The sequence below is a fragment of the Bacteroides sp. MSK.20.82 genome (genome assembly GCF_019052485.1).
GTDB classification, from domain to species: Bacteria; Bacteroidota; Bacteroidia; order Bacteroidales; family Bacteroidaceae; genus Bacteroides; species Bacteroides thetaiotaomicron.
On sequence record NZ_JAHQUN010000001.1, the window covers coordinates 240372 to 264930 of the forward strand.

At 42.2% G+C, this 24559-nt stretch carries 13 protein-coding genes; 4 read left to right on the top strand and 9 right to left on the bottom strand.

Features of this window, described 5'->3' with window-relative positions; genetic code table 11:
- Positions 1-433: 433 nt before the first annotated feature.
- A complete protein-coding gene (locus KTR07_RS01100; RefSeq protein ID WP_070750405.1) occupies positions 434-1705 on the top strand; it encodes a histidine-type phosphatase in 1272 nt (423 codons plus the stop codon).
- A 7-nt stretch (positions 1706-1712) separates the two neighbouring features.
- Here KTR07_RS01100 and KTR07_RS01105 read toward each other — a convergent pair whose 3' ends face one another.
- From KTR07_RS01105 to KTR07_RS01135, 7 genes are all read right to left on the bottom strand, one after another.
- Positions 1713-3290 carry a beta-N-acetylhexosaminidase gene (locus KTR07_RS01105; RefSeq protein WP_048693566.1) on the bottom strand — a complete coding sequence of 526 codons (1578 nt, stop codon included), beginning with the start codon at positions 3288-3290 and terminating at the stop codon, positions 1713-1715.
- A gap of 49 nt (positions 3291-3339) precedes the next feature.
- A complete protein-coding gene (locus KTR07_RS01110) occupies positions 3340-5781 on the bottom strand; it encodes a glycoside hydrolase N-terminal domain-containing protein (protein WP_070750404.1) in 2442 nt (813 codons plus the stop codon).
- Positions 5782-5983: 202 nt separating this feature from the next.
- Positions 5984-7555: an arylsulfatase gene (locus KTR07_RS01115; RefSeq protein WP_070750403.1), complete on the bottom strand. Its 1572-nt coding sequence runs from the start codon at positions 7553-7555 to the stop codon at positions 5984-5986.
- Between the two features lie 53 nt (positions 7556-7608).
- Positions 7609-10296 carry a glycoside hydrolase family 2 TIM barrel-domain containing protein gene (locus KTR07_RS01120; RefSeq protein WP_070750402.1) on the bottom strand — a complete coding sequence of 896 codons (2688 nt, stop codon included), beginning with the start codon at positions 10294-10296 and terminating at the stop codon, positions 7609-7611.
- A gap of 198 nt (positions 10297-10494) precedes the next feature.
- A complete protein-coding gene (locus KTR07_RS01125) occupies positions 10495-12516 on the bottom strand; it encodes a RagB/SusD family nutrient uptake outer membrane protein (protein ID WP_070750401.1) in 2022 nt (673 codons plus the stop codon).
- A 10-nt stretch (positions 12517-12526) separates the two neighbouring features.
- Entirely contained in the window at positions 12527-16057 is a 3531-nt protein-coding gene (locus KTR07_RS01130; RefSeq protein ID WP_217315020.1) for a TonB-dependent receptor, read from the bottom strand.
- A gap of 169 nt (positions 16058-16226) precedes the next feature.
- On the bottom strand, positions 16227-17252 hold the full coding sequence (locus KTR07_RS01135) for a FecR family protein (protein ID WP_224200289.1): 1026 nt from the start codon (positions 17250-17252) through the stop codon (positions 16227-16229).
- Positions 17253-17386: 134 nt separating this feature from the next.
- Between KTR07_RS01135 and KTR07_RS01140 the strand changes: the two genes are divergently transcribed.
- A complete protein-coding gene (locus KTR07_RS01140; protein ID WP_032841206.1) occupies positions 17387-17965 on the top strand; it encodes an RNA polymerase sigma-70 factor in 579 nt (192 codons plus the stop codon).
- Positions 17966-18558: 593 nt separating this feature from the next.
- Here KTR07_RS01140 and KTR07_RS01145 read toward each other — a convergent pair.
- The gene (locus KTR07_RS01145) at positions 18559-19623 is read right to left on the bottom strand and encodes a mechanosensitive ion channel family protein (RefSeq protein ID WP_008766794.1); all 1065 of its coding nucleotides are present in this window, start codon (positions 19621-19623) and stop codon (positions 18559-18561) included.
- Between the two features lie 56 nt (positions 19624-19679).
- Positions 19680-21647 carry a type I pullulanase gene (pulA, locus tag KTR07_RS01150; RefSeq protein WP_008766793.1) on the bottom strand — a complete coding sequence of 656 codons (1968 nt, stop codon included), beginning with the start codon at positions 21645-21647 and terminating at the stop codon, positions 19680-19682.
- 297 nt (positions 21648-21944) lie between these two features.
- Here pulA and KTR07_RS01155 point away from each other — a divergent pair, with 297 nt between their 5' ends.
- Positions 21945-23390: an alpha-amylase gene (locus tag KTR07_RS01155; protein WP_008766792.1), complete on the top strand. Its 1446-nt coding sequence runs from the start codon at positions 21945-21947 to the stop codon at positions 23388-23390.
- Positions 23391-23507: 117 nt separating this feature from the next.
- Positions 23508-24431, top strand: a complete 924-nt coding sequence (rlmF, locus tag KTR07_RS01160) for a 23S rRNA (adenine(1618)-N(6))-methyltransferase RlmF (RefSeq protein WP_008766791.1) — start codon at positions 23508-23510, stop codon at positions 24429-24431.
- Positions 24432-24559 lie beyond the last annotated feature (128 nt).

Consider the following 24559-nt stretch of genomic DNA (forward strand, 5'->3'; position numbering starts at 1 on the left):
TTTTATTCTCACCGCAATGAGAAGTTTTTCTCATTGCAATGAGAAAATATTCTCAAAGGCATGAGTATTTTTTCTCATTATGGTGAGAATTTTTTCTCAAAGGCATGAGAACATGTTGAGAATATAATGATCTGTATCTATTTGTATATTAACTTAATAATAGTAGTATGCTTTCCGTTTTATACTACTGTTTAAATGGTTGCAAAAAACGCTTTATCCCTAAATTATATATATTCACTTGTTTGTATGGAAAGGTATGCTTGTCTCTTTAAGAATAGAAAGTGTGTATAGTACAACTTTATTTTTCTATTCATATAGAGACTGTTCATAAATGACCAGTTGAAACTGAAATCTTAGGGTTTTATGTGTGAGTTTGGGTAAACATAATCATTGTTTTCATCGTTATAGCCTATAAATATAATGGATTTATAATATGAAAGGGTTATTGTTAATTGGGATTTTTATGTTTTATTCTATTTCCAGTGTTTGGGGACAGGATGTAATAAAACAATATGCAGGAACAGCAATGCTATATCCTGTTCAGGAAGATTCATTCCATCTTTCTACTAGTGATATGGTGCCATTTTATATCAACCATTTGGGAAGACATGGAGCCCGGTTCCCAACTTCAGGGAAGGCACTGGATAAGGCTAAAGAAGCACTTATACTGGGGCAACAGGAAAACAGACTAACAACTGATGGGAAAATATTACTCTCTACATTACAGCATTTATCTGATAGTTTTGAGGGACAGTGGGGAAAACTGTCAGTGTTGGGAGAGTTGGAACAAAAGGGAATTGCCGGACGTATGATGAGACATTATCCTCAATTATTCAGTAATTCGGTTAAAGTCGAGGCTATAGCAACCTATGTTCCTCGGTGTATAAATAGTATGGATGCATTTCTTACTCGTTTGATGCAGGATAATCCTTCTTTACGTATACAACGAAATGAGGGGAGGCAATACGATGATATTCTCCGCTTTTTTGATTTAAACAAATCTTATGTAAATTATAAGAATAATGGTGATTGGCTTTCTATATATGAAGCATTTGTACGGAATAAAATATCTTCTGCTTCTATCATGAAGAAATTTTTTATTGAACCGGAACGAGAGACCGATGAAGAAGCGGAAGAGGTTGTTATGGCTTTGTTTTCCATAGCTGCCATACTTCCTGATACAGGTCTATTGACGAATTTAGACGACCTTTTCACAATGGAAGAATGGCGTAGCTATTGGCAAACTCAGAATTTGAGACAATATATGAGTAAAAGCTCCGCACCTGTCGGAAGGATGTTGCCTGTTGCCATTTCATGGCCTTTGTTATCAGATTTCATTTATACTACTGATGAAGTAATAAAAGGCAAGTCTGATAATGCTGCGAACTTTCGTTTTGCTCATGCGGAAACGGTGATCCCTTTTGTGGCATTGATGGGCATAGAGAATACGGATGTTCAAATTTCCAATCCTGATTCAGTTTCCCGATATTGGAAAGATTATGAGATATCTCCAATGGCTGCTAATGTACAATGGATTTTCTACCATGATAAAGCCCGTGGGGTATGGGTTAAGATTCTTTTGAATGAAAAAGAAGCGAAACTCCCCATTGCAACTTCTCGTTTTCCCTATTATCCCTGGGAAACCGTTTGCGCATATTTTAAAGAACGAATAGAAATGGCAAAAAGGATACTTGTCAGAAACTAATTTGAATCTATTTCTTGTCAGCTATTTCAAAGGGAACGCGTACCGAAACCCCTTTCTTCATCAGATTAGTTAGGTTGGGGTAGAGACGTTGTTTGAATGATTCCCAATTACGGAATTTCATTTGTGTCCATCCGGCTTCTGCCAATGCGAAAGCGCGGGGATATGCCATATAAGTTGCCCGGTTAATGTCTCGTATCGCTTCTCCCCATAAAGTTCCCATAACTCCGGTGATATGAGCCTGATCTTCGGCAGGCACGCCATATCCCGGGTCGAATTGATACGACTTTTCCAAAGTAGTAACGGGCATACCCCAATTGTTGAACTCGGGAAAATCTCCTTTCAGTTGCGGATAATCCAGATAAGCGTACTCACCTGGTGCCATGATAAGCGGATTACCGTGTTTTCGGGTAAGTTCAAGACAGGTAGGTGTCAATCCTCCACGCCAGCTTACTAAAGTTACGTTCTTGGGATAAGGAAAGAGATAGTCGTTGGCAGGCGGATAAATATTGTCCAGTTCGCACCAAAGTATAGGAGTCTTATTGTTCTCTTGGACGAAAGAAAGCATACGGCTGAAAAAAGGAATCATGAGCTGTGAAGCTTTCTGATAACCTAGCTTTTTCATCATGGCCTGACAACGGCTACATTGGGTCCAGTTCTTTTCTATCACAGCTTCGTCGCCTCCTAAATGTATGTAATCGGATGGGAACAAGGAAGATATTTCTTTGATGATATCCTGATATACGGAATACACTTTCTCATTGTTCGCGCAAAGCATTAGATCTGTAGTTTTGCCTACTATCTTAGGTAGCGTATCGGTGTGTGTACATCCCAATTCGGGATAGGCGGCTAGTATAGCTACTGTATGTCCGGGGATATCCAGTTCGGGAATGACTTCGATATTCCGTTGGGCGGCATATTGAATGATTTCGGCAAGCTGCTCTTGCGTATAATAATCTTTGCCGACTAATTTAGGATGTTTTTTTATTTCGACTCTCCATCCCTGGTCGTCTGTCAAGTGCAACTGGAGTATGTTGTATTTGTAACGTGCCATCTGGTCAATGAAGAACTTCACATCATTTACCGGAAGGAAATGACGGGCAGGGTCGAGCATCAATGCCCGATGAGGGAAGCGGGGTGCATCATCAATGCGGATTGGAGAAATCTCCTTGTGTGCAGTGGCGCACGCGTCACCTAATAGAAGCTGATCCATCGTCATGACTCCATAATAGACCGCTCCTGCGGTAGCTCCGCTGATAGTGATCCCTTTGGAGGTTATTTTGATACGATAATGCTCTTTTCCTTCCATTGCAGGATCAACCAGCAAACGGATGTCCGCACGGCCGGATTCGGATGCAAGTGGAACCTTTGCCTGCATCCTGTCTTGTAATATCGTTTGCAGCGTCTTTGCTGTAAACTGCAATTCCGGCTGATTCAAATAGATAGCCGTCTTTCCGGAACGGACGGTAAAAGGTTTCCCTTTTACCGGTGTGATCTGATTGGGCATGGGCAACAAAGCCGAAGTATTATTCTGGGCAACCAGATATCCGGCTAAGAAAAGCAAACAAAGGCAAGTATAAATTTTCATGGTCGATATTGGGGGTAAATGTGTTCATCTGAATGAAATAGATTCAGTGCTATTGTCTGATTTGGGTTAATCCATTCTCTTTGTCATATTTAAGTTGATAGCTACGTCCTTTTGCAGTCTTGAAAGAGATTGTTTTACCGGCATATTTTACGGTACAATTTTCTCCCGCCTTGGATAGAAGGGTGGCTTCTTGCAAGAGCCCGTCTTTCCATATCATATCTATCTCGAAATTTCCTTTGGCGCATACACCTTGAATCGAACCGTCTTTCCAGGCATCCGGCAATGCAGGCAGCAGTTGGATGAATCCCATGTGGCTCTGCAACAGCATTTCTGTGATACCTGCTGTGCCACCGAAGTTTCCATCTATTTGAAAAGGCGGGTGTGTATCCCAAAGGTTATCTACTGTTCCGTTTTTCAACAGATTACCAAAGAGGGTATAGGCGTGATTTCCATCCTGCAGGCGTGCCCATTGGTTCAACTTCCATCCCATACTCCAGCCGGTAGCACCGTCGCCACGATGCACCAATACAACTTTGGCAGCTTCTGCCAGTTCGGGAGTAGTGATAGGAGAAACAGTGTGTCCGGGATGCAGACCGAAGAGATGATTTACATGGCGATGTTCGTCTTTCGGATCGTCGATATCGGTTGACCATTCCAGTAACTGACCATAGCGACCTATTTTATAAGGGACGAGATTGGCAAGCACGTGCTCCCATTGTTTACGTTCCTTTTTGTCTATTCCCAATTCTTTGCTCGCTTGGATGGCATCCAGCAGGATTTCACGGACAACTGCATGCACAAATGTAGCTCCCTGATCGATAGGGCCGTGTTCCGGTGAAGTAGAGGGGGCAGCCGTATACGTTCCGTCCGGTTTATGCCAAAGATAGTCAACAGTAAAGTTGGCGCTGCTCTTAATCAGTTCATATCCTGTTTCTTTCAGGAATTTCAGGTCCTTGGTATAGTCATAATATTCCCAAACGTGAGTTGCCAGCCAGGGACCTGCCATCGGATTAAAGTTCCAGGACATGTCCTGACTTTCCAATGGGGTAGTAAAGCCAAAGATGTTGGCGGAAATAGATGCTGTCCATCCTCTTGCACCAAAATAAGACTGAGCGGTCTTTTCACCCGGTTTCACTAAGGTACGGATGAAATCAATTAGCGGGAGCATGCACTCATCCAGGTTTGTAGAGCAGGCCGGCCAGTAGTTCATTTGGATATTAATGTTATTATGATAATCCACACGCCAGGGGCCGTCTATGTTGTTATGCCAGATGCCTTGCAGATTGGCAGGCATATTACCCGGTCGGGAACTGGCTATCAACAGATAGCGTCCGAACTGGTAATAGAGCTTTTCCAAGTAGTAGTCAGGTTGTCCGTTCCGATAGTTTTTCAGTCGTTGAGCAGTGGGCAGATTGGATGTTTTCACTGTAGGATTCAACTCCAGTTTCACCCGGTTGAACAAAGAAGCGTAGTCTTTGTAGTGTTCGTCCAGTAAGTTGGCATATCCTTTGGCTACGGCATCCTTCATCCATTGCTGGGTTGTTTCAAGCGGATTAACACCGACATATGTTTTAGGATCGGTAAAGTCCGGTGCGAAATTCATTTTATAATCGGTATCTGCAGTCACATAGAATACGACTTCATCAGCTTCTTTCACTGTAATCCGTCCATCTGTGTTGTTTAAGGTACCGCCTTTTACTGTTGCCTGAATACGGACTGCATATTTCATTCCATTATTATCCAGAGAAGCCGTATAAACAAGACCATTATTACCGTCGGCAGAGAACTGTCCTGTAGATACCGGATTGGGGGCATATCTGAAAGTGAGATTCTGTTTGCCCGGTTGGTCGGCACTGAAACGCATCACCATCACATTGGCAGGGTAAGAAATAAAATAGTTACGCTGATATGCTACGTCATCTTTTTTGAACTGAACCACCGCCATTGCCGAATCCAATGATAAGATACGTTTGTAGTCACTCATACCTATTGTGCTTAATCCTGTTTCTACATAGAATTCTCCCATTGTAGTGAAGTTACCAAACCGGAAAGGCTTTTCTCTGGAAAATTCATAAGGGACTTCACTGTTGAAATTCTCGCGTGTCAGTTTTTCCGCTTTTTTCTGGTCTCCTTCTACGAACGCTTTACGTATTTCGTCCAGGATGTACGCGGACTGTTTGTTCACATTCCAATAGTAATCTGCTCCTTTGGCTGTATTAGGACCGCCACGCCAAAGCGTTTTCTCATTAAAAGTTATGCGTTCCGCCTCTATTGAACCCAAAATATTAGCACCGATACTTCCATTACCTATAGGCAATGACTGTGATTCCCAACTGGCATCCTGTTTGGAACTATGCCAGACTTCTTTTCCTTGTAATGTATTGGGAGAATCAAACCAGATAGAAAGTCCTTTGGTATAATCCGTATCTTCTGCATGTCCCGTAAAAATCGTAAATAAGGCACAAAATAGGAGCGAATGTTTCTTTCTCATTGTCGTAGCGTGTTTATTATTAGATAAAAGTATATTTCATGAATTTAAGTGTGTTACAGCTCTTTGGGGCTGAAAGCACAAAAGTAATAAAAAAACAGCTATATACAAACAATATGTCTTGTAAACAGAAAAAAGACTGTTCGTCTAAAAGGAACAGTCTTTTTTCTAAACCTAGTATTAAGAAGGCTATTGTTCCCGGATTTTATTCTATTCCGCTTTGATCCGGATTTTGTTTCAGATAGTAGTTAATTCTTTCGGTCCAAGGTTTGTTTTCGAGTGGAAAGACATTACATTGTTTCGCCCATTTATTCCATTTAGCCTCTAGTTTTTTCACTAGCTTCGGATATTGGGCGGACAAATCCTTGGTTTCGAACGGATCTGCCGATAAGTCGATTAGCTCCCATGGTTCATTCCGGCTGCCGCGTACCAGTTTCCAATGATTGGAAATAATGGCGCAGGAACTTTGATGCTCAAAGTATAATTCTCTGGGCTTTATCTTTTTTCCATGGATTGGAGGGAGTAAGCTCTTGCCGGGCAAATTCTCTTTGAATTCTGACGGATAAGTAGCTGTGGCAATATCCATGCAGGTAGGCAGTATGTCTATAATGTGGGCAGGTTGCCTGCAAATCTGACCTTTCATCTTGTTTTTTTCGGCATCGCCATAAGATAAGATAAAAGGGGTACTTGTGCCTCCCTGAAAACATTGTGACTTATAGCTCCTATAAGGAGTATTGCTCAAATCAGCCATAAGCTGCCCAAGGTATCCGCCTTCTTTGGTTGCACCGTTATCGCTTAAAAAGATAAATACGGTATTGTCCAGCATCCCTTTCTCCTTGATGGTTTCCACCAGTTCACCGATTCCGCTATCCACAATTTCGATCATGGCGGCATAAGTCGCCATATAGGTGATCCATTGCTCCTGTTGCTTGGGTGTAAGCGTTTCCCAGGAGGGACGTTTCCCGCCAAATTCTTTTTGGTAGACAGGATAATCCATCTCGTCCGAAATGAACTTCAGTTCCTTTAACCTGTCGAAACGTTGTTTGCGCAACACGTCATATCCCACTTTATACCGGTCTCTGCATTTCTCTACACGATCGGCAGGAGCCTGGAGGGGTAAGTGAGGGGCATAATGAGCTACGTACATAAACATCGGTTTGTCTGTAGGGTGTTGCCTGACAAAACTGACGGCGGAATCGGTGATGGCAGTGGTATAGTAATAGTCATCAGGGAATTCAGTGATTCGGGTCAGATTGCTGTATACCGGTGTCGGTTTATAATAACTGCCTCCTCCGCTCAGGCAACCGTAATATTTGTCAAATCCCCGTTGGGCCGGATAGCTGCCGTTGGGAGCATCAAAAGCTCCGTCTACTGTGACATGCCATTTACCGCTCATATATGTGCTGTAGCCATTCGCTTTCATCACCTCGGCAATGGTGGGGATGTTTTTCGTAATTTGTCCTCTGTATCCGGGGCGGTGTTCATCTACTGCCGTCATCCATCCCATGCCGGCTTCGTGCTGATAATGCCCTGTCAGTAAAGCAGCACGGCTGGGGCAGCTTCTTCCTGTATTTTTGAACAGGCTGAAGCGTACCCCGTTTTCTGCCAGACGGTCTATGTTGGGAGTCTGGATTTCACTTCCGTAGCAACCCAGATCGGAGAATCCCATGTCGTCACATAAAATCAATACAATATTGGGAGGAGTACTTACCTGTGCTTCTGTACTGGCGAAACTCGCTCCTAACAAAAATGAAGTATATACTATTCTATTTATCATAACTGTATTTTAATAAGTTTGTGTTTTTCTGTTTATAGATAGAACCATGTGCATTATTCAAAGTCACTTTGTTGCTTTTCTACTTCTTTCAGTTTCAGGCGGTTCAGTTCCTGTTGTAATTCAAGTACACGCTTTTCGCAATCGGATGAGGCGGCATTCACCTTATTTCCGGCATCTTTGCTTGCGGATTGTGCTTGTGTCAGTTCTTCTTTGTCTGCTACCAGCATATGTTCCGAAGGAAAAGTAGGAATAATCAGTTCTGCCGGAACCGGCGTATGTTTGCCTTGCCATACCACCGATGCGCGGATTTTGATTTCTCCCGGTGTGGTGGTAGATCTTACCAGCACCGGAGCAGTTCCCCAAAGTACCGGACGTGGATTGGTGAATGTTTCTTCGTTGGCAACCAGTTGTCCCTGTCCTTCGATTTCGAACTTTACTTCATAATTATTCAAACGCTTGATGTTTCCGTTTTCATCTGCGATGGCTGCAATGACCGTCACAATGTCCGATCCGTCCGCTTTCATCTGCACTTTCTCGTCATCTGCCCAGAGCAATAGTTTTGACGGGCGGCGTGTGGGTGTTACTTTATGTGTCGCAACCACTTTCCCGTCCATTAATCCTTCTGCCAAAAGGTAAGAATCTGCCTGTTTCTTTTGGCGTGACAGCTTTTTATCATACATGACATCAAATACATCCTTGAATGTGATGACGGGTGAAGGCATTCCGACTTCATTTGCCGGCTTATGATAAGTATACTCTTTGCCTCCCTTGCAATAGGTGAGGCGAACTTCATCGCAGTTGCTATATATCGTTACATCTTTCGGAGAGAAAGGAGTCATGGCATTAGCTATGTAAATCATCGGTCCGTTATCTGCGATCAATTCCTTGTTGGGTTCGGCAGGACGCTGGGAACAGAACATATAATAAGATAGCTTCGGTTGTCGGAAGGCATCCATGATACCTCCGTAGAACGGTTCTGGATGATAGCCTCTCTGATGATCGAATGAATGCCACAGGCAACCACCCATATGTTGTCTGGTAGTTCTGTACAATATATCATAACTGGTAAGCTGATAATCGTTCTTAGCATAGCCCTGTGCCTGTATCAGCATCGGTACTTCTCCCCAGCCACGGTTGACCCGGCTTGGCGAGTTATGAGAATTCCAGTCGTCCACATTATCTCCCCATTCGCGGGTGAAATAACTGATTTTCGGGTCTAAATTTTCGGAGTTAAAGGCTCCGCCACCTCCGTTCATCGGATGGGTGAAGTGTATCGGGAAGTATTCGTGTCCACGTGCGGTTACATCACATCCGGCATAGCAATACGGATACGGATATTCTTCATTGAGAATGTCTACTACATTTTTGGCAAAATCCGCCGGATACCATGTTTCGTTCAGAATCGGCTCCCACATCCATACACTGGGGTGGTTGCGGTCGCGGCGAACCATATTGCGGATATCACTATACACTCTTTGAGCAAAGATCGGCTGATCATTCCAGAATTGCCATCCCGGTGTGTTGACAATAACAAACAGTCCTAATTCATCACAAGCATCCATAAACGCCGGATCTTGCGGATAGTGGGCGTTGCGGATAACACGCATTCCGGCATCACGCAATTTCTTCGCATCCCGCCAATGAAGGCTGTTGGGTAAGGCGTTGCCTATCACTGCAAAATCCTGATGACGGTTGGCTCCCATCAGAGGATAGGGATAAGGTTTGCCATTCAGCCAGAATCCGTCTTTTCCTTTAAATTCAATGCTGCGAATACCGATGCGGCGGTAATATCCGTCAATGGTATTACCGGCTTTATCCTTTATATAAATGTGTAGTTTGTAAAGGTAGGGGCTGTCGGGTGACCATAAATGAGGTGTTTCTACAGTCACTTTGCAGGAAGTTTGTTTCGCAAGCCCCTTGCTTACCGACAAACCGGTCTCCTTAGAGAGAACACGTTTGCCGTCGCGGTCATAGAGTTCATAGATTATTTTACCACCGAAGGACTTTCCGGAAGTGTTGCGTATATGTGCATCCAGTTTCAACTGTGCGGATTGCTCGGAAACTTTGTCGAAAGAGACAAACAATCCGCCTCCGGCTGTCTCGTTCTCATAATTCGGATCGGTGATGAATACCTTGTTGTGAACTATCATCCAGCAATCCCGGTAAATTCCTCCGAAGTATGCAAAATCCAGTGCATCTTGCGGTTTGCCGGGAGGGTAGGAGGGATCGTCACTGTTGTCTGCCCATACAGTGATTACATTGTCTTCTCCGTACTTCAGACTGGAAGTGACATCTACGATGACAGGCAGAAAACCACCGAAATGTTCTTTCAGTAACTTGCCGTTTACCCATATTTTTGACTTTCCCATAATGGCTTCAAAATGGAGGAACTGCTGTTTCCCTTTCCAGCTTTCCTCGGGAGTGAAATGCTTGCGATACCAGATTTCACCCTGATAATTGATGCATCCGCTTGCCTCGGTAGGGAGGTATTCTATGCCGTCGGGCAGTGATACGATGTTCCAGTCTTTGTCATTGAATTCCGGCTGTTCCGCCCCTTCGATATGACCTTTGTAAAACCGCCAGGCTGGGTTCATGCTATACGCTGTGCGGCCTGTGTTGGAAAGCTGATAAAAGCCGGCTGTGGAGTAAGATGGCTGGTAAGCGTCGGCATAAGCTACCAGTGTTCCAGCCAATAACAGACCACTGAGTAAGATTTTCCACCATGTAGAAGTCGTTTTCATAATTCTTAGATTTGCTTGATTGATTTATCTTTTTATATATTAGTATCAGACTGTTTTGTTTCGCATTAGAATTTCGTTCGGGCAAGGTACAAATTTCCCGATAGTTTGAAGCATAGGACGCCGAGCTTTATTTTTTATTAAACATTAGCCCGGTTCGTCCTACACTTTTTTACCATATCCAAGATGGCTTTATCTATTTTATTTAATACCTATCGGCCCTTCATTGGCTTGAATCGGCCATCCTGGATTCTGGTAAATAATAGAAGTACTCAGATCGTTAGGATTTGAGGCCGTAATTCTGAAGTGCGTGATAGCGATAGGATTCAGATAATGCGCTTCACACCATGTGTATCCTGCATCATACATCAGATTGTTTGTCTTCACAGCGCGGTAAGGACATAGATATTTACCGCTATTAGCATAGCTTGATACATTAGAGGTCTGTCCTTCCGTTCCTTCCTGTATCAGAAGATTTTTTCCGTCCTGCATGTATTTATCCTTTAAATCGGATTCCCATAAGTTAACCCCTTGGATTACAAATTGTTTAACCTGATCCAGCGCTCTCCAGCGTTTTAAGTCTAACATGCGCAAACCTTCTGCAAGTAGCTCACAACGCCGTTCACGGCGGATGTTATATAGTAGAGGAGAGACTGTTTTACCTGCCGAATATACGGCCCAGTCCAGTTCTTTGGACAGATCGGTATTGTTCACGGTCACTGTATAGTCTCTTGGCAATCCGGCTCTTTCGCGGAGATCTCCCCAATATCCTGCTGCCTCGGAACCAATGGAAGTTCCATTATGCTCCATACAGTCAGCCTCGATGTAATTGAGATAAGCCTCGGCTACGCGGTATACCGGACACCCTTCAATCGCTGTGTTGCCATCCCGGTACCAGTTTCCTGACAATCCTTTACGTACCTGATAGCCTGTTACGCATCTCTTTTCCGTTATATCCAAAAGTTGCGGAACCTCCGGCAGCAAATCGGGAGTACCATTCATTACATTCGGGCTGAGAGTCTCACCCGATGTCATCAGGAATAGTTGTAGGCGTAGATCTCTGTTTTTGCGTACATCCGATAATGACTCGTCCCCTTTATACTGGTCGGTTGCATAGATCGGCTTACCGTCACGGCAGAGGAAACTCTCCACATATTGCCGGGTAAATCCGGTATTTCCACCCACGCGAATATAGAAAGGAGCTGAGTGCACAATCTTATAGTCAAGCAGGTTATACGCACGCCACAATAATATTTCTGAATATCCTTCCAGGCTATTCGCTGAGAACTGAGCAAAATAGGGGTTGCTCATTTTATATTTGTCTTCGTCTGTTTTAACTGTTTCATCCATGCAGTCTTTTGCTGTATTCTGTACCAAGGCTGCATTGCCTATCACTTCTTTGGCTGCCGCTTTGGCCTCCTTCAGAAAAAATGCGATTTCCGTATCGATATTAAAGTCCGCAATGTCTTCTGCCTTTCCCGGCCATCCCGGACCACCCGGTACTAGAGCGGTGCCTTTGTGATAAGTCAACCAGGAAGCCTCGTACAGGGCTGCTCTGGATTTCAATAACAGAGCTGCGTTTTGGGTAATGCGGTTCTTTCCACCGGATATAGTATTGGTTAGCAAGCCGATTGCCAGATCCAGGTCTTCCAGGATAAAACGTGCCACTTTATGGCGGGGTTCCCGTTTACTTGCCTGAATCAGAGATGCACTTTCATCCGGCAACGTATTCTTTATAATCGGGAAGTCGCCGAAGGTCTCCAGTTTTGATAAGTAATTCTTGGCGCGCAGGAAATACATTTCACCTATATAATGTTTTATGTTTGTTTCCGAACCTTCTATCTCTCCCTTTTCAAATCGGGGTACTACTGTTTCGAGGAAGTAATTAGCTTCACGAATGGCAGAGAAATACCACGGATCATTGCTTGCAGGATTATCGTATGCTTCCGGAACTTTCCATTGACCGGGAATCCATTTCTTATCATAGTCGGTGGCAGCCTGATTATCAGTCGCATTGTCATTTCTCCAGATTCCGGCATTAAATCCTTCATGCGTCGTGAAGTTGTAATGCTTTACGGCATAGGCGGCCAAGTCATTTTCAGTAAAGAAAAAGTTGTCCGGAGTCACACTGTCCAAAGGTTCCCTGTCCAGAAAATCATTGCAAGAAGCGAGTATAAAGCTTCCCCCTGTCAGCAAAAATAAATATTTAATTATCTTTTTCATACGTCATCAATTAAAAGTTAACACTAAATCCTGTGGAAAAAGTACGGGACAGCGGATAAGTCTTTCCTGAACTGTTCGATCCGTCTTTTGCTCCATAACCGGTATTAATTGTCTCCGGGTCGAATCCTCCGGGCAATCCCGTAAGGGTGAATAAGTTTTCTCCCGAGAAGAAGACTCTCAGGTTGGAGACACCTATTTTACGTGTGATCTGGGCGGGGATGGTATACCCGATCTGCAAATTCTTCAACCGTACATAGGCGGCATTCTGAAGATAGCGGGTTTGCGTCTTTTGATTTTTGGCGAAGTTATCAACCAAGATACGGGGGAAATAAGCATCCTTGTTGGCACTCCAGAAATCATCCCCTTCTTCGCGGAAGAAGTCAAGATGAGAAGTAAAGCAGGCCGATTGCCAGATACCTCCCGTAGCTCCCCAGAACATGTTGTCGTTCAGCCAGGCATCACGTTTCGCCACTCCTTGGAAGAATAAGCGTACATCAATGCCTTTCCAGGATGCATTCAGGTCCAGACCAAAACGGAATCGGGGGGAAGTATTGCCAATCACTTTTTTGTCACCCGGGTCATTAAGCGTGGCTCCGTCGGAAATCTTACCGTCACCATTCAGGTCCCGATACATGATGTCACCTGCGCCCCATTTGACTCCTAATGCATCCTGTCCGCCGTTGGGCAGTGAAGCAAGATGAGCATCCATTTCTTCCTGGCTTTTGGCTATGCCAATGGTTTCGAATCCCCATATATCTCCATTATATTTACCGACATACCAAGTATTTATTTTACCGGTGGTATTGGGGTATTTCAGGATTTTCTGACGGTCGTCCGAAAGCAACAGGTGCACGCTGTAGTCAAAATCTTTAATACGGTCCCGCCATCCCAGATCCAATTCAAAACCGGTGGACTGCATATCCGCATTGTTCATTTTGGGTACATTCGCCCCTAAAGTTACAGGAAGTTCGGGAGCCGGTCCCACCATATTGATAGTCTTCCGGTTGAACCAGTCGAAACTTACAGTCAGACGGTTGTTCAGCATACCCAGGTCAAAACCGATGTTCCATGACCGCATGGTTTCCCATCCTAATAGCGCTGAAATCAAATCCGGTGCATTCGCTGTGTTGGGACGGCTGTTGTTAATCAGCCAGTGGGAGTCGGGATCTTGGGCAACAAACTTCATTAACTGGATATACGGATATAGATTTTCCGTATTCTGATTGCCCAGTTCTCCCCAGGAACCGCGGATCTTTAACGTATTGATGATATGGCTGGTTGGTTCCATGAATGCCTCACGCGCCACGTTCCATCCGGCAGAGAAGGAAGGGAACAAATTCCAGCGTTTGTCTTTTGCAAAACGTGAAGTACCGTCATACCGGAGATTGACTTCCAGCAGATACCGTTCTTTATAATCATAATTGAGTCGGCCGAAGAAACCGGCTGTTGCCCAATGTGTCAGTTTGGACTTATCGATAGTCGATTCACCCGTAGCGGCATTAATACTGGGCACGGATTCTGAGATCAAGTCCAGCTTGGACGCCTGCAACTGCCGCCATTTATTTACTTCGGCCTGAAAACCGACCATTGCTTTCAGATGGTGTGCGTCGGCAAATGATCTGTAATATTCACTGTAGACGTTGGCATTGAAATAATTGGTACGTTCGGCGCCTTCGGTAACTTTCGACGTTTTCCATGTATCACCGGAATAAGGCTCGCCGGCTACATTCATCTGCGGCACCTTTAAATAATCCGTATGGGTGAAGGCATCTATCACTTTATAATTGATTTCTCCGAAGATTTTCCAGTCTTTGATCGGTTCTATCACCACCTGGAACTGTTGGTATAGCCAGTCAGTCTGCGAATTGTTGTCGCCTCCATAGAGAATAGGCCGGATAATCGTGTTGCCCATCGGATAACCGTTGGGATCTACGGTCGGTTTCATCGGCCAGCGTTTGGCTATATTCTGATATAAGGTATTATCAGTCATCGCGGTAGGCTTGCTATAATCTTTCCTCATGTATTTCATGCTGTAATTCATGTTCAGCCACGGATAAAGCTGTGCGTTAATCTTGCTGCTCACCGAATAACGCTGTAATTTATCACGGCGGATAGCCATCATTCCTTCCTGTCCCATATAGTTGCTGGAGAAATAATACTGTATTTTTTCTGTTCCTCCGCTGACGCTGAGAGAATGCTCCTGTGAGAATGCCGTACCTCCGAACACCACGTCATACCAGTCTGTATCCGTATTACCGATCCAGTCCCAGATAGTAGGAGTATTTCTGTTCGGTTGGGTCGTAGTGGTAATCGCGCCCGATGCGTAATCTTTGATAGCCTGAAGACGGGTATCATCAAACTGCACCGCTGTTTTACCATCATTCAACTGCATTTTGTTGAAGTACATGGCATAAGTGTAGGCGTCTGCTACATCCGGCAGATTAATGGCTTCCGACCAGCGGAAACTATTATTATAATTAATATTGACTTTCCCCGCTTTTCCTTTTTTAGTCGTTATCAACACTACGCCGAATGGCGCACGGGAACCATAGATGGAAGAGGCTGCCGCATCCTTCAATACCGAAATACTTTCAATATCATTGGGGTTCAGCATATTCATGTTTCCTTCCATGCCGTCGATCAGAATCAGCGGAGATGCATTGGAACCGTCGCCGATCGTACCGGCTCCACGGATATTCACTTTCATGTCTGCGCCGATTTCACCGCCGTTGCCATCCGAAGCATAAGAAAAATTCATTCCCGGGACTAATCCCTGTAATGCCTGGCTTACATTAGAAACCGGACGTGACAGTAAATCCTCGGCATTTACCGTAGATACCGAACCGGTCAGGTTGACTTTCTTCTGCGTACCGAAACCTACGACAACGATTTCGTCCAGTGTCTTGGTATCCTCTTTCAGAATGACCGACAGACTTTTGCCGGATTGTGCCTTCACGGTCTGAGACATATAGCCTACGTAGGAAACCGTAATCGTCACATTGGCAGATGCTGTATTCAATATGAAATTCCCATCCAGGTCTGTAATCGTACCATTCTGGGTGCCATCTTCCATTACGGTAGCGCCAATGACCGGATCACCAAACATATCCGTCACTTTTCCCTTTATCTGCACGGTTTGCTTAACGGCAGGCGCGTCCACTATTTGCGTAGATAATATTATTTTTTTATTACGTACGGCATATTTGACATTGGTGTTTTTAAACACTTCATTCAATAAGGTAAATATATTGCTCTGTTCGGTAACTACCGATACCCGGCGGTCTACATCAATATGATGGTCATTGTAGAAAAAGCTAAAATCAGATTGTGCCTCAATTTGTGACAGAACTTCTTTCACAGTCAAGTTTTGTGCTTTCACAGAGATCATAGTACGTTGGGCGTAGCTGTCGTTAGCACATAGAAGCCCAACAAAACAAAAACAGAAAACAAAGAGCAGTTTCATAGACAAAGGAATTTTTTTCCAAACAATAAAAACGGGATTATCCGCCCGCAATTGTTGGACATAATTGTTTTTCTTCATATATTTGCATGAATTAAAGTTAAGAAATAATTTTCTCTGTTTGTATTCAAACAGGTTAAAGGCTTTCTCATACAGGCTGGATGCGGGAACATCTGCCTGTATGCTTTTTTTAAGGCGGTTGGAAGTTTCTCATACGTATTATAATTTTATTGGTTAAACATGAAAGGCTTTAATATATTTCAATCTGCCTCCTTTCTTCACTTTGATTATTTGTCAGTTTCACATTACGCCAGCGTATGTGTGAGGATATTTTAAAATTCTCCAGAATCTCTTCTATATATTGTTCTGTAAACGCTCCGGTAAATGTATATTTGTCAAATTTCGAAGTGTTTACAATAAAATCTACATTATAGCGTTTCTTCAGTATATGCAATGCTGCCTTAAATGGAGTTTTATCAAAAATAATCTTTTGGTCCATCCAGGCAAGCTCCGATTCGCCATTGGTGTTGTATGACAGAATCTGTCCGTCCTTATTATTATAAATCACTTTTTGTCCGGGACGCATTAGTATTTTACTTCCCTGTCCGTCTTTCTCATAAACAAATTCGACCTTTCCCTCTACCAAAGTGGTAATCACCTCATCCATCTCATCAAATGCTTCCAGGTTAAAGTGTGTACCCAAAACTTCCACTTTAGATTTTTGGGGAGTCGAAACAATGAATTTATGTTCAGGGTCTTTCGCAACTTCAAAATACGCTTCGCCATTCAGACTCACTTCACGAATGTTACCGGTGAAAATGGAAGGATACTTTAAGACTGAGCCGGAGTTTAAGTACACTAAAGTGCTGTCTGGTAATCTGAAAGAAGTTATCATTCCGGGTTGTGTCCGGACTTCGAATATCTGGGCATGGACGGGGGCGGTAGATTGGGGTTGGTTAAGCAAAACCAAAATAGTAATAGCCATCGGTATGAGTAAGGCAACAGCTGCACGTTGTATCCAACCCCACCAGGAAATATGATACTTATTCTCTTGCATCCGTCCCTTCACTTTTGATAGCTCCTCATTCATATCCATTTTTTCAGTAATCTGTTGCGTGTCAGTCATAAGAAGAAGTGTGTAAATGTCCATGGCCTTCTTTTTATTTTCATCTGACAATTTGATCCAGGCTTCTATTTCCTGAATTTCGTCTGCTGTTGCTTTACCATCATAATAGCTGATCAGCAAGTCTTCTATAGTTGAATGATGCATTTCCATGATAAATTTATTAAAGAGACAAGCGGGAAAATAAAACTACTAAGGTTATTTAAATAATTAACATTAATAAACTTTATGGTTAATAACTGTGTTATTTTACGCTTATTTAAAATATAAGCATTATCATTGCAGCCATGGAATACAGCAATGAAGATGCGTACTTATTGATGGCACTAAGGAGAGGGGAGATGATCGCTTTTGATAGTATATTTAAAAAATACTACCCGATTCTTTGTGCGTATGGAAATAGGTTTGTAGACTATGAAGAGTCGAAAGAAATAGCGGGTGACGCTATTTTATGGCTGTGGGAACATCGTGAAACACTTCAGGTTGAAACTTCCTTAGGCAGATATTTACTCAAATCGGTTTACCATAGATCACTTAACTGCATCAAGCAAAAACAGCTGAAGAATCATGCTGATACTATGTATTATGAGGAGATGGAAAAGCTGATACATGATGCAGAGACTTACCAGTTCCAAGAGCTTTCAAAAAGAGTGAAAGAAGCTATAGATGCATTGCCTGCTTCCTATAGGGAGGCTTTTGTTATGCATCGTTTTACTAAAAAGAGCTATAAGGAAATAGCTGAGAGTTCCGGGGTTTCAGTAAAAACAATTGCTTATCGTATACAACAGGCAACAAAGCTGCTTCGAAAAGATCTTGCAGACTTACTAATTACTATGATCGTTTGTGTATTGTCAGTCGTTCGTTAACTATTGCTCAGGCTTACCTATTGCTGAAAAAAAGAACTTTCTTAAAAAAGGAATATTTAATCAGCCAAGGAATGCTATAAATTACATTACGGATAAATAAGAAGTAGAAAAACGCCTGCATTTGCTTGAATGAAAATCTTCCTTTCTTTTATTTAAGTTGTATGCTGAATAGATTGATATGATATTACTTCTTATGTTTTCTTTTGGATGATGTATTGGCTGAAAGGATAACTTTTTGTTTAATCTTGCCTTTTCGCTATTTGTGATTAACCAGCGTGAAAACAAGCTCCGGATAGTCTTTTTATCTCTTCCTCACCGAGGAAAAACAGGTTCCTCGGTGAGGAAGAATACGTTGGTTTTAAACCAAGGAGGCGTTTCTTTAAGACCAACGAATGGTTTAGTGATAGAAAAAGATGCATATCTCATGTGAATTTATGCAATAATAATCTGTTATTCCGTATATTATTGCACTAATTTATGCGCTTTATTCTTTGTTTTACTATTTTTATTTCAACTGTATTTTTGTTTAATCTTAAAAATAGCACATTGATGTTGGGCTGCATGTACATATTTCTAAGAGAACGATGGGTTTATCAACTTTCTTGTTTCAATGATTCGTCTTTCTGAATATAGACAGTCCGTGTCGGAAAAGCAAGGTTCAATCCTGCTTTATTAAAAGCAGCCAGTATTTCCATATTCATATTTGAGGTTACGCCTAAAATATCTCCTTGTTTCTCTATAAAATAGATATACATGATAACCAATGCGGAATCTGAGTATTCTGTAAAAACAGCGACTATATCAGAAGGGTTAGAAGATACATTTTCTACTCTTTTGGGGATGGATTTCAATAGTTCTAAAGCTTCTTTCATCTTTTCGGAAGTCGTATCATACGTCAGTCCAAGATTCAAGACTACTCGGCGCATAGGTTCGGATGAAATATTAACGATAGAAGTATCGGTAATCTTATAATTGGGGAAAGTTATAATACGTTTGTCGTAATTCATTATTTTTGTGCTTCGGACTCCTACGTCTACTACCGTTCCTTCATAACTATCCACGCGAATTGTGTCTCCGATGCTGAAAGGTTTATCCGTCAGAATGGTAAACGTACCGAAAACGTTTTTTACTGTATCTTGTGCTGCCAACGCAAATGCGATACCACCAATACCCAAAGTTCCCAACAGAGCGCTGATGTTAACTCCCACATTACTCAAAGCCATGACGATGCCGATGAGCCAGACTATAACCAAGATGGTTCTTTTGATGATTGGCATCATTTTGTTAGCTTGTCCGTTGGACTGCTTTCCCCAGTAAACCTGAAGTAAACTACTGAACAAACGGCCGAAAAACCAAGTAATATCCAGAACAATCAAAATGCTGTAAGCATTGTCAACTACTTTCACAAAACTGTCCGGATAAACCAACCGATGGATAGCGATCCAGATTCCCAACAGAATTATAGCAAACTTAACAGGCGCTTCCAAAGAGTAAAAAATGACGTCGTCCAGGTGATTGTCGGTTCCCGTAACAAAAGGTTTGATAACTTTCTTGCCTAATAGCGATAATAATTTGACAATAATAATTGCTCCTAAAATAATAAGAATGGAAATACCCCAGTTTTCAATAGTATTTCCCCATAATTCATTTTCTAACATAGTCTAACTGATTTATAATTGTACTTTTATTTAATAATATCAAGTTGATCTCCTTTTTATTGACGATACAAGATAAGAGCTGAAGATGCTGCGATAGAAATATCCCCTCCCGATAAATGCTCCTGACTGTCTAGATCAATTTGTCCGTTATGGCAGACTATAATCCAATCTTGTTCCGGGATATTGATATCTGCCTGATTCCGGTTACCGTTGTATGCAACCAGAATTTCTTTCCATTCATCACCGTTAGCATACTCGCCTAGAGTATAAGCGATGACACCGGAATCGCCTGTATCAAGAAAATGAAGCCATTTCTCTAAGCCCTCTGCTGTAGGAATACGGAAGGCGGGATGTTTTTTGCGGAGTGCGATTAATGTTCTGATATAATTGAATATATCACGGTTTTTAGCTTTTAACGCCCAGTCTATTTGGTTGACGGCGTCAGAAGACTTGTAGCTGTTTGGCTCTCCCTGTTTGTCCTGCATGATTTCTTCACCGCCACGAATAAAAGGAATACCTTGCGAGGTTAAAAGCACGGTGTGTATTAATTTGTCAATAGGAACCAGTTCTTCTTCAGAATGTTCGCCTTGAACAGATAATTTCAGCTTATCTACCAGCGTATATCCGTCATGACAGGAAACAAAGTTAATCATTTGAGAGGGAGCAGCGGCATATGGACCGTCACAGTAAAGTAACCCGCTATAATCTACCTGTGGGTGTTGTGTTCCGCCAACGATTCCATATTTGACAGGTTCAAAATGCCCGTTGATATTTCCGGAGGCATACCCTGGTTCCTGTTCGTCAAAGGTACTTCCTTTCAGACCGTCACGAAATTCATCATTAAATACGGAAATACCTTTCATTTTTCGTACATTCTCCTTTACAGCCCGTTGCTCGAAAGGTAATGGAGAATCTGCTGCTACCCAACCTTCTCCGTATACAAAAATGGTGGGGTCAATTTTTAATAATTCCTCTCTTAACTGGTTCATGGTGTCGATGTCATGTATCCCCATCAGATCGAATCTAAAACCGTCAATGTGATATTCTTTCGCCCAGAATTTGACCGACTCAATGATATAATGGCGAACCATTTCGCGTTCTGAGGCTGTCTCATTTCCACACCCGGAAGCATTTGAATAGGAACCGTCGGGATTCTGGCGGTAAAGATATCCCGGAACCGTCAGGTCAAAATTAGAATGCTCGGTTGAGGCTGTATGGTTATAAACCACATCGAGTACAATACGAAAACCATTTTGATGGAGGCTTTTTACCATCTCTTTAAATTCGCGGATACGGGTGGTGGGGGTGACAGGATCGGTGGAGTAACTTCCATCTGGTACATTATAATTCTTCGGGTCATATCCCCAATTGTATTTGTTTTTCTCCAATTTCCTTTCATCGATTGTGGCGAAATCGAATGAAGGAAGGATGTGTATATGCGTTACTCCCAATTCTTTTAAATGATCCAGTCCGGAAGATTCTCCTTCGGGAGTTTTAGTTCCGGTCTCTGTCAGAGCAAGAAACTTCCCCTTATGTTCAATTCCTGAGTTTGGATCAATACTAAAATCGCGGTGATGAAGTTCATAAAGAATGATATCGGAATACATTTTCAGTTCGGGTGACTGGTCTGATTCCCAACCTTCGGGATTTGTCTCGTTCCAGTCGATTACAGCAGCGCGATTGCCATTGATGCCGACTGCTTTTGCCCAGATACCGGGTGTTTCGTCCAGCCATTTTCCATCTTTTTCTATTTGGAAGGTGTAGAAAGAACCTTTCAGATCACGGTCTATATGGATACACCAGGTCCCATTGTCGGCTATGTCCATTTCCAGTTGTTCTTCCGGATCTCCCGCTTCGCCGGATGAATACAGGTTTAAACGGACATTATCGGCACTTGGTGCCCATAGCGTAAATATGGATTGCTGGGGTGTATAGACTAATTCCAAATCGTTCTCATAATAGCACGGATACTTGTCATACGAATCCAACTGGTCCGGGGACGGATGATTTTTCAACTCTCTCATACTTTCTAATTTTATATTAATACTATATAAAAAAAATAATCATGTTGTGGAATAAATGAACCGGATTATTCCGTTATGGTATGACTGAAAACAAATGTGAAATCAAAAATTCCTGTTTACGCTCTGATAAATATGAATAATAAAAGAATAATTAAGGTAATTTTACGGTGTTGTAAATCAGCTTTTTATCCTTTGCACTTTTTTGTATTTGTTAGCTTATAATTTATAGAAACGTAGGAACTTTGTTAACATCATCTTTGTTTTGTATAAAGTTAATTATAAAAAAAAATGAAGCGTATGGAAAATGGTGTTATGATGCAATATTTTGAATGGCATCTCCCGAATGACGGGAAGTTATGGAAACAGATAAAGGAAGATGCGTTGCATCTTCATGATATAGGTGTGACTGCTGTTTGGATTCCCCCTGCTTATAAGGCCGATGAGCAGCAAGACGAAGGATATGCGACTTATGATCTGTATGACTTGGGCGAATTTGACCAAAAGGGAACCATAAGAACTAAATATGGTACGAAAGATGAACTGAAGAAAATGATTGACGAATTGCACAAATATCATATTGCTGTTTATCTGGACGTTGTATTGAATCATAAAGCGGGTGGTGATTTTACTGAAAAGTTTATGGTAGTGGAGGTCGATCCCAAGGAGAGAACCAAGGCTTTGGGTGAGCCGTTTGAGATACAAGGGTGGACCGGGTATAGCTTTCACGGACGTAAGGACAAACATTCGGATTTTAAATGGCATTGGTATCATTTTTCCGGGACGGGTTTTGATGATGCGCAAAAGCGCAGCGGTGTTTTTCAGATACAGGGAGAAGGAAAAGCTTGGAGTGAGGGCGTGGATAGTGAAAACGGTAATTATGATTTTCTGTTATGTAACGATATTGACTTGGACCATCCGGAAGTTGTATCTGAATTGAACCGTTGGGGAAAGTGGGTTTCCAATGAATTGAATCTCGACGGAATGCGTCTGGATGCCATTAAACATATGAAAGATCAATTCGTCGCACAATTCCTCGATGCGGTGAGGAGTGAAAGAGGCAATGATTTTTATGCCGTAGGTGAATATTGGAATGGTGACCTGGAAGCATTGGATGCTTATATAGAAGCTGTTGGGCACAAAGTAAACCTATTTGATGTCCCGTTACATTATAATATGTTCCAGGCATCACAGGAAGGTAAAGACTATGATTTGCGGGATATTTTAAAAGATACTCTGGTTGAACATCATCCCGATCTGGCTGTAACCATTGTTGACAATCATGATACGCAACGCGGAAGTTCTCTTGAATCCAATGTAGGAGATTGGTTTAAACCGTTGGCTTATGGTTTGATTTTGCTGATGAAGGAAGGTTATCCATGTCTGTTTTATGGAGATTATTATGGTATAAAGGGGGAGAAGTCTCCTCATACCCGGATTATTGATATATTGTTGGATGCGAGACGAAAGTACGCTTACGGTGATCAGATAGAATACTTCGACCATCCTTCAACGATTGGCTTTATCCGTACAGGAGATGAGGAACATAATGGCTCCGGGCTGGTCTTCCTTATGTCTAATGACGAGGCGGGAAGTAAAATAATGAGCTTGGGTGAGAAACATAAAGGCGAAGTCTGGCACGAAATAACCGGAAGTATATCCGAAGAAATAACTTTAGATGAAGAAGGAAATGGAGAGTTCTCTGTCGAATCCCGTAACCTGGCTGTTTGGGTGAAGAAGGATTAGGTATATGGTATTTATATAATTAATTATGAAGATGCTTGTTACAGTTGTAATCAGGTATCTTCATGATTTGTATGAAAGTCATTTGCAGACAGAAAGATTCTCTGTATCTTTGTCGCCATGGCAGAAAGAAGCGAACTACATACGAGAAATAAACACAATGGGCAATATGATTTTTCATTGTTGACAGAGAATTATCCACCGCTCAGAAAATTTGTACTTCTCAATCCTTTGGGAATACAAACAATCGATTTTTTTAATCCACATGCTGTGAAAGCGCTGAATAAAGCATTGCTGATAAGTTATTATGGTATCCGCTACTGGGATATTCCAAAGAATTATTTGTGTCCGCCTATCCCCGGGAGGGCAGACTATGTTCATTATATTGCCGATTTAATTGATCCGGAGAGAGTCAGTAATACGGCAAATGAAGAGAATGGAGATAAGCCAAAACGACAGTGCAGATGCTTGGATATCGGTGTAGGTGCAAATTGTATTTATCCGATTATTGGGCACGTTGAGTATGGATGGATGTTTGTGGGTTCCGATATTGATCCGGTATCTATAGAAAATGCGCGTAAGATAGTGACTTGCAATCCTGTATTGGCACATAAGATTGATTTGCGGCTTCAGAAAGACAATCGGAGGATTTTTGACGGAATCATCGCTCCCGATGAATATTTTGATGTAACAATCTGCAATCCTCCGTTTCACAGTTCGAAAAAAGAAGCAGAAGAGGGGACATTACGTAAATTGAGTAGTCTGAAAGGGGAGAAAGTAAAGAAAACCAAATTGAATTTCGGTGGAAATGCGAATGAACTTTGGTGTGAGGGCGGAGAATTACGTTTTTTGCTGAATATGATTTCTGAGAGCCGGAAATACCGGAAGAATTGCGGTTGGTTTACAAGTCTGGTTTCTAAGGAGAAGAATCTGGATAAACTATATGCTAAATTAAAAGCCGTCCATGTATCGGAATATAAGATAATTCGAATGTGTCAGGGTACAAAAAATAGCAGAATTTTGGCTTGGCGATTTTTGGAATAGCTGATTTTGTTTTTTCGATAAACGGATATTTTTAAAGAAGATTATCTGTATAATGAAAAAATATTGATGATTAAGACCGTTATTTGTTATAATGTGCCTGGATTTGTTGTTGTTTTCTATAATAGAGT

Excerpts from the sequence above, each read along its gene's own strand:
- KTR07_RS01100 (WP_070750405.1), top strand. The coding sequence starts at position 434 with ATGAAAGGGTTATTGTTAATTGGGATTTTTATGTTTTATTCTATTTCC.
- KTR07_RS01105 (WP_048693566.1), bottom strand. The coding sequence starts at position 3,290 with ATGAAAATTTATACTTGCCTTTGTTTGCTTTTCTTAGCCGGATATCTG.
- KTR07_RS01110 (WP_070750404.1), bottom strand. The coding sequence starts at position 5,781 with ATGAGAAAGAAACATTCGCTCCTATTTTGTGCCTTATTTACGATTTTT.
- KTR07_RS01115 (WP_070750403.1), bottom strand. The coding sequence starts at position 7,555 with ATGATAAATAGAATAGTATATACTTCATTTTTGTTAGGAGCGAGTTTC.
- KTR07_RS01120 (WP_070750402.1), bottom strand. The coding sequence starts at position 10,296 with ATGAAAACGACTTCTACATGGTGGAAAATCTTACTCAGTGGTCTGTTA.
- KTR07_RS01125 (WP_070750401.1), bottom strand. The coding sequence starts at position 12,516 with ATGAAAAAGATAATTAAATATTTATTTTTGCTGACAGGGGGAAGCTTT.
- KTR07_RS01130 (WP_217315020.1), bottom strand. The coding sequence starts at position 16,057 with ATGAAGAAAAACAATTATGTCCAACAATTGCGGGCGGATAATCCCGTT.
- KTR07_RS01135 (WP_224200289.1), bottom strand. The coding sequence starts at position 17,252 with ATGGAAATGCATCATTCAACTATAGAAGACTTGCTGATCAGCTATTAT.
- KTR07_RS01140 (WP_032841206.1), top strand. The coding sequence starts at position 17,387 with ATGGAATACAGCAATGAAGATGCGTACTTATTGATGGCACTAAGGAGA.
- KTR07_RS01145 (WP_008766794.1), bottom strand. The coding sequence starts at position 19,623 with ATGTTAGAAAATGAATTATGGGGAAATACTATTGAAAACTGGGGTATT.
- pulA (WP_008766793.1), bottom strand. The coding sequence starts at position 21,647 with ATGAGAGAGTTGAAAAATCATCCGTCCCCGGACCAGTTGGATTCGTAT.
- KTR07_RS01155 (WP_008766792.1), top strand. The coding sequence starts at position 21,945 with ATGGAAAATGGTGTTATGATGCAATATTTTGAATGGCATCTCCCGAAT.
- rlmF (WP_008766791.1), top strand. The coding sequence starts at position 23,508 with ATGGCAGAAAGAAGCGAACTACATACGAGAAATAAACACAATGGGCAA.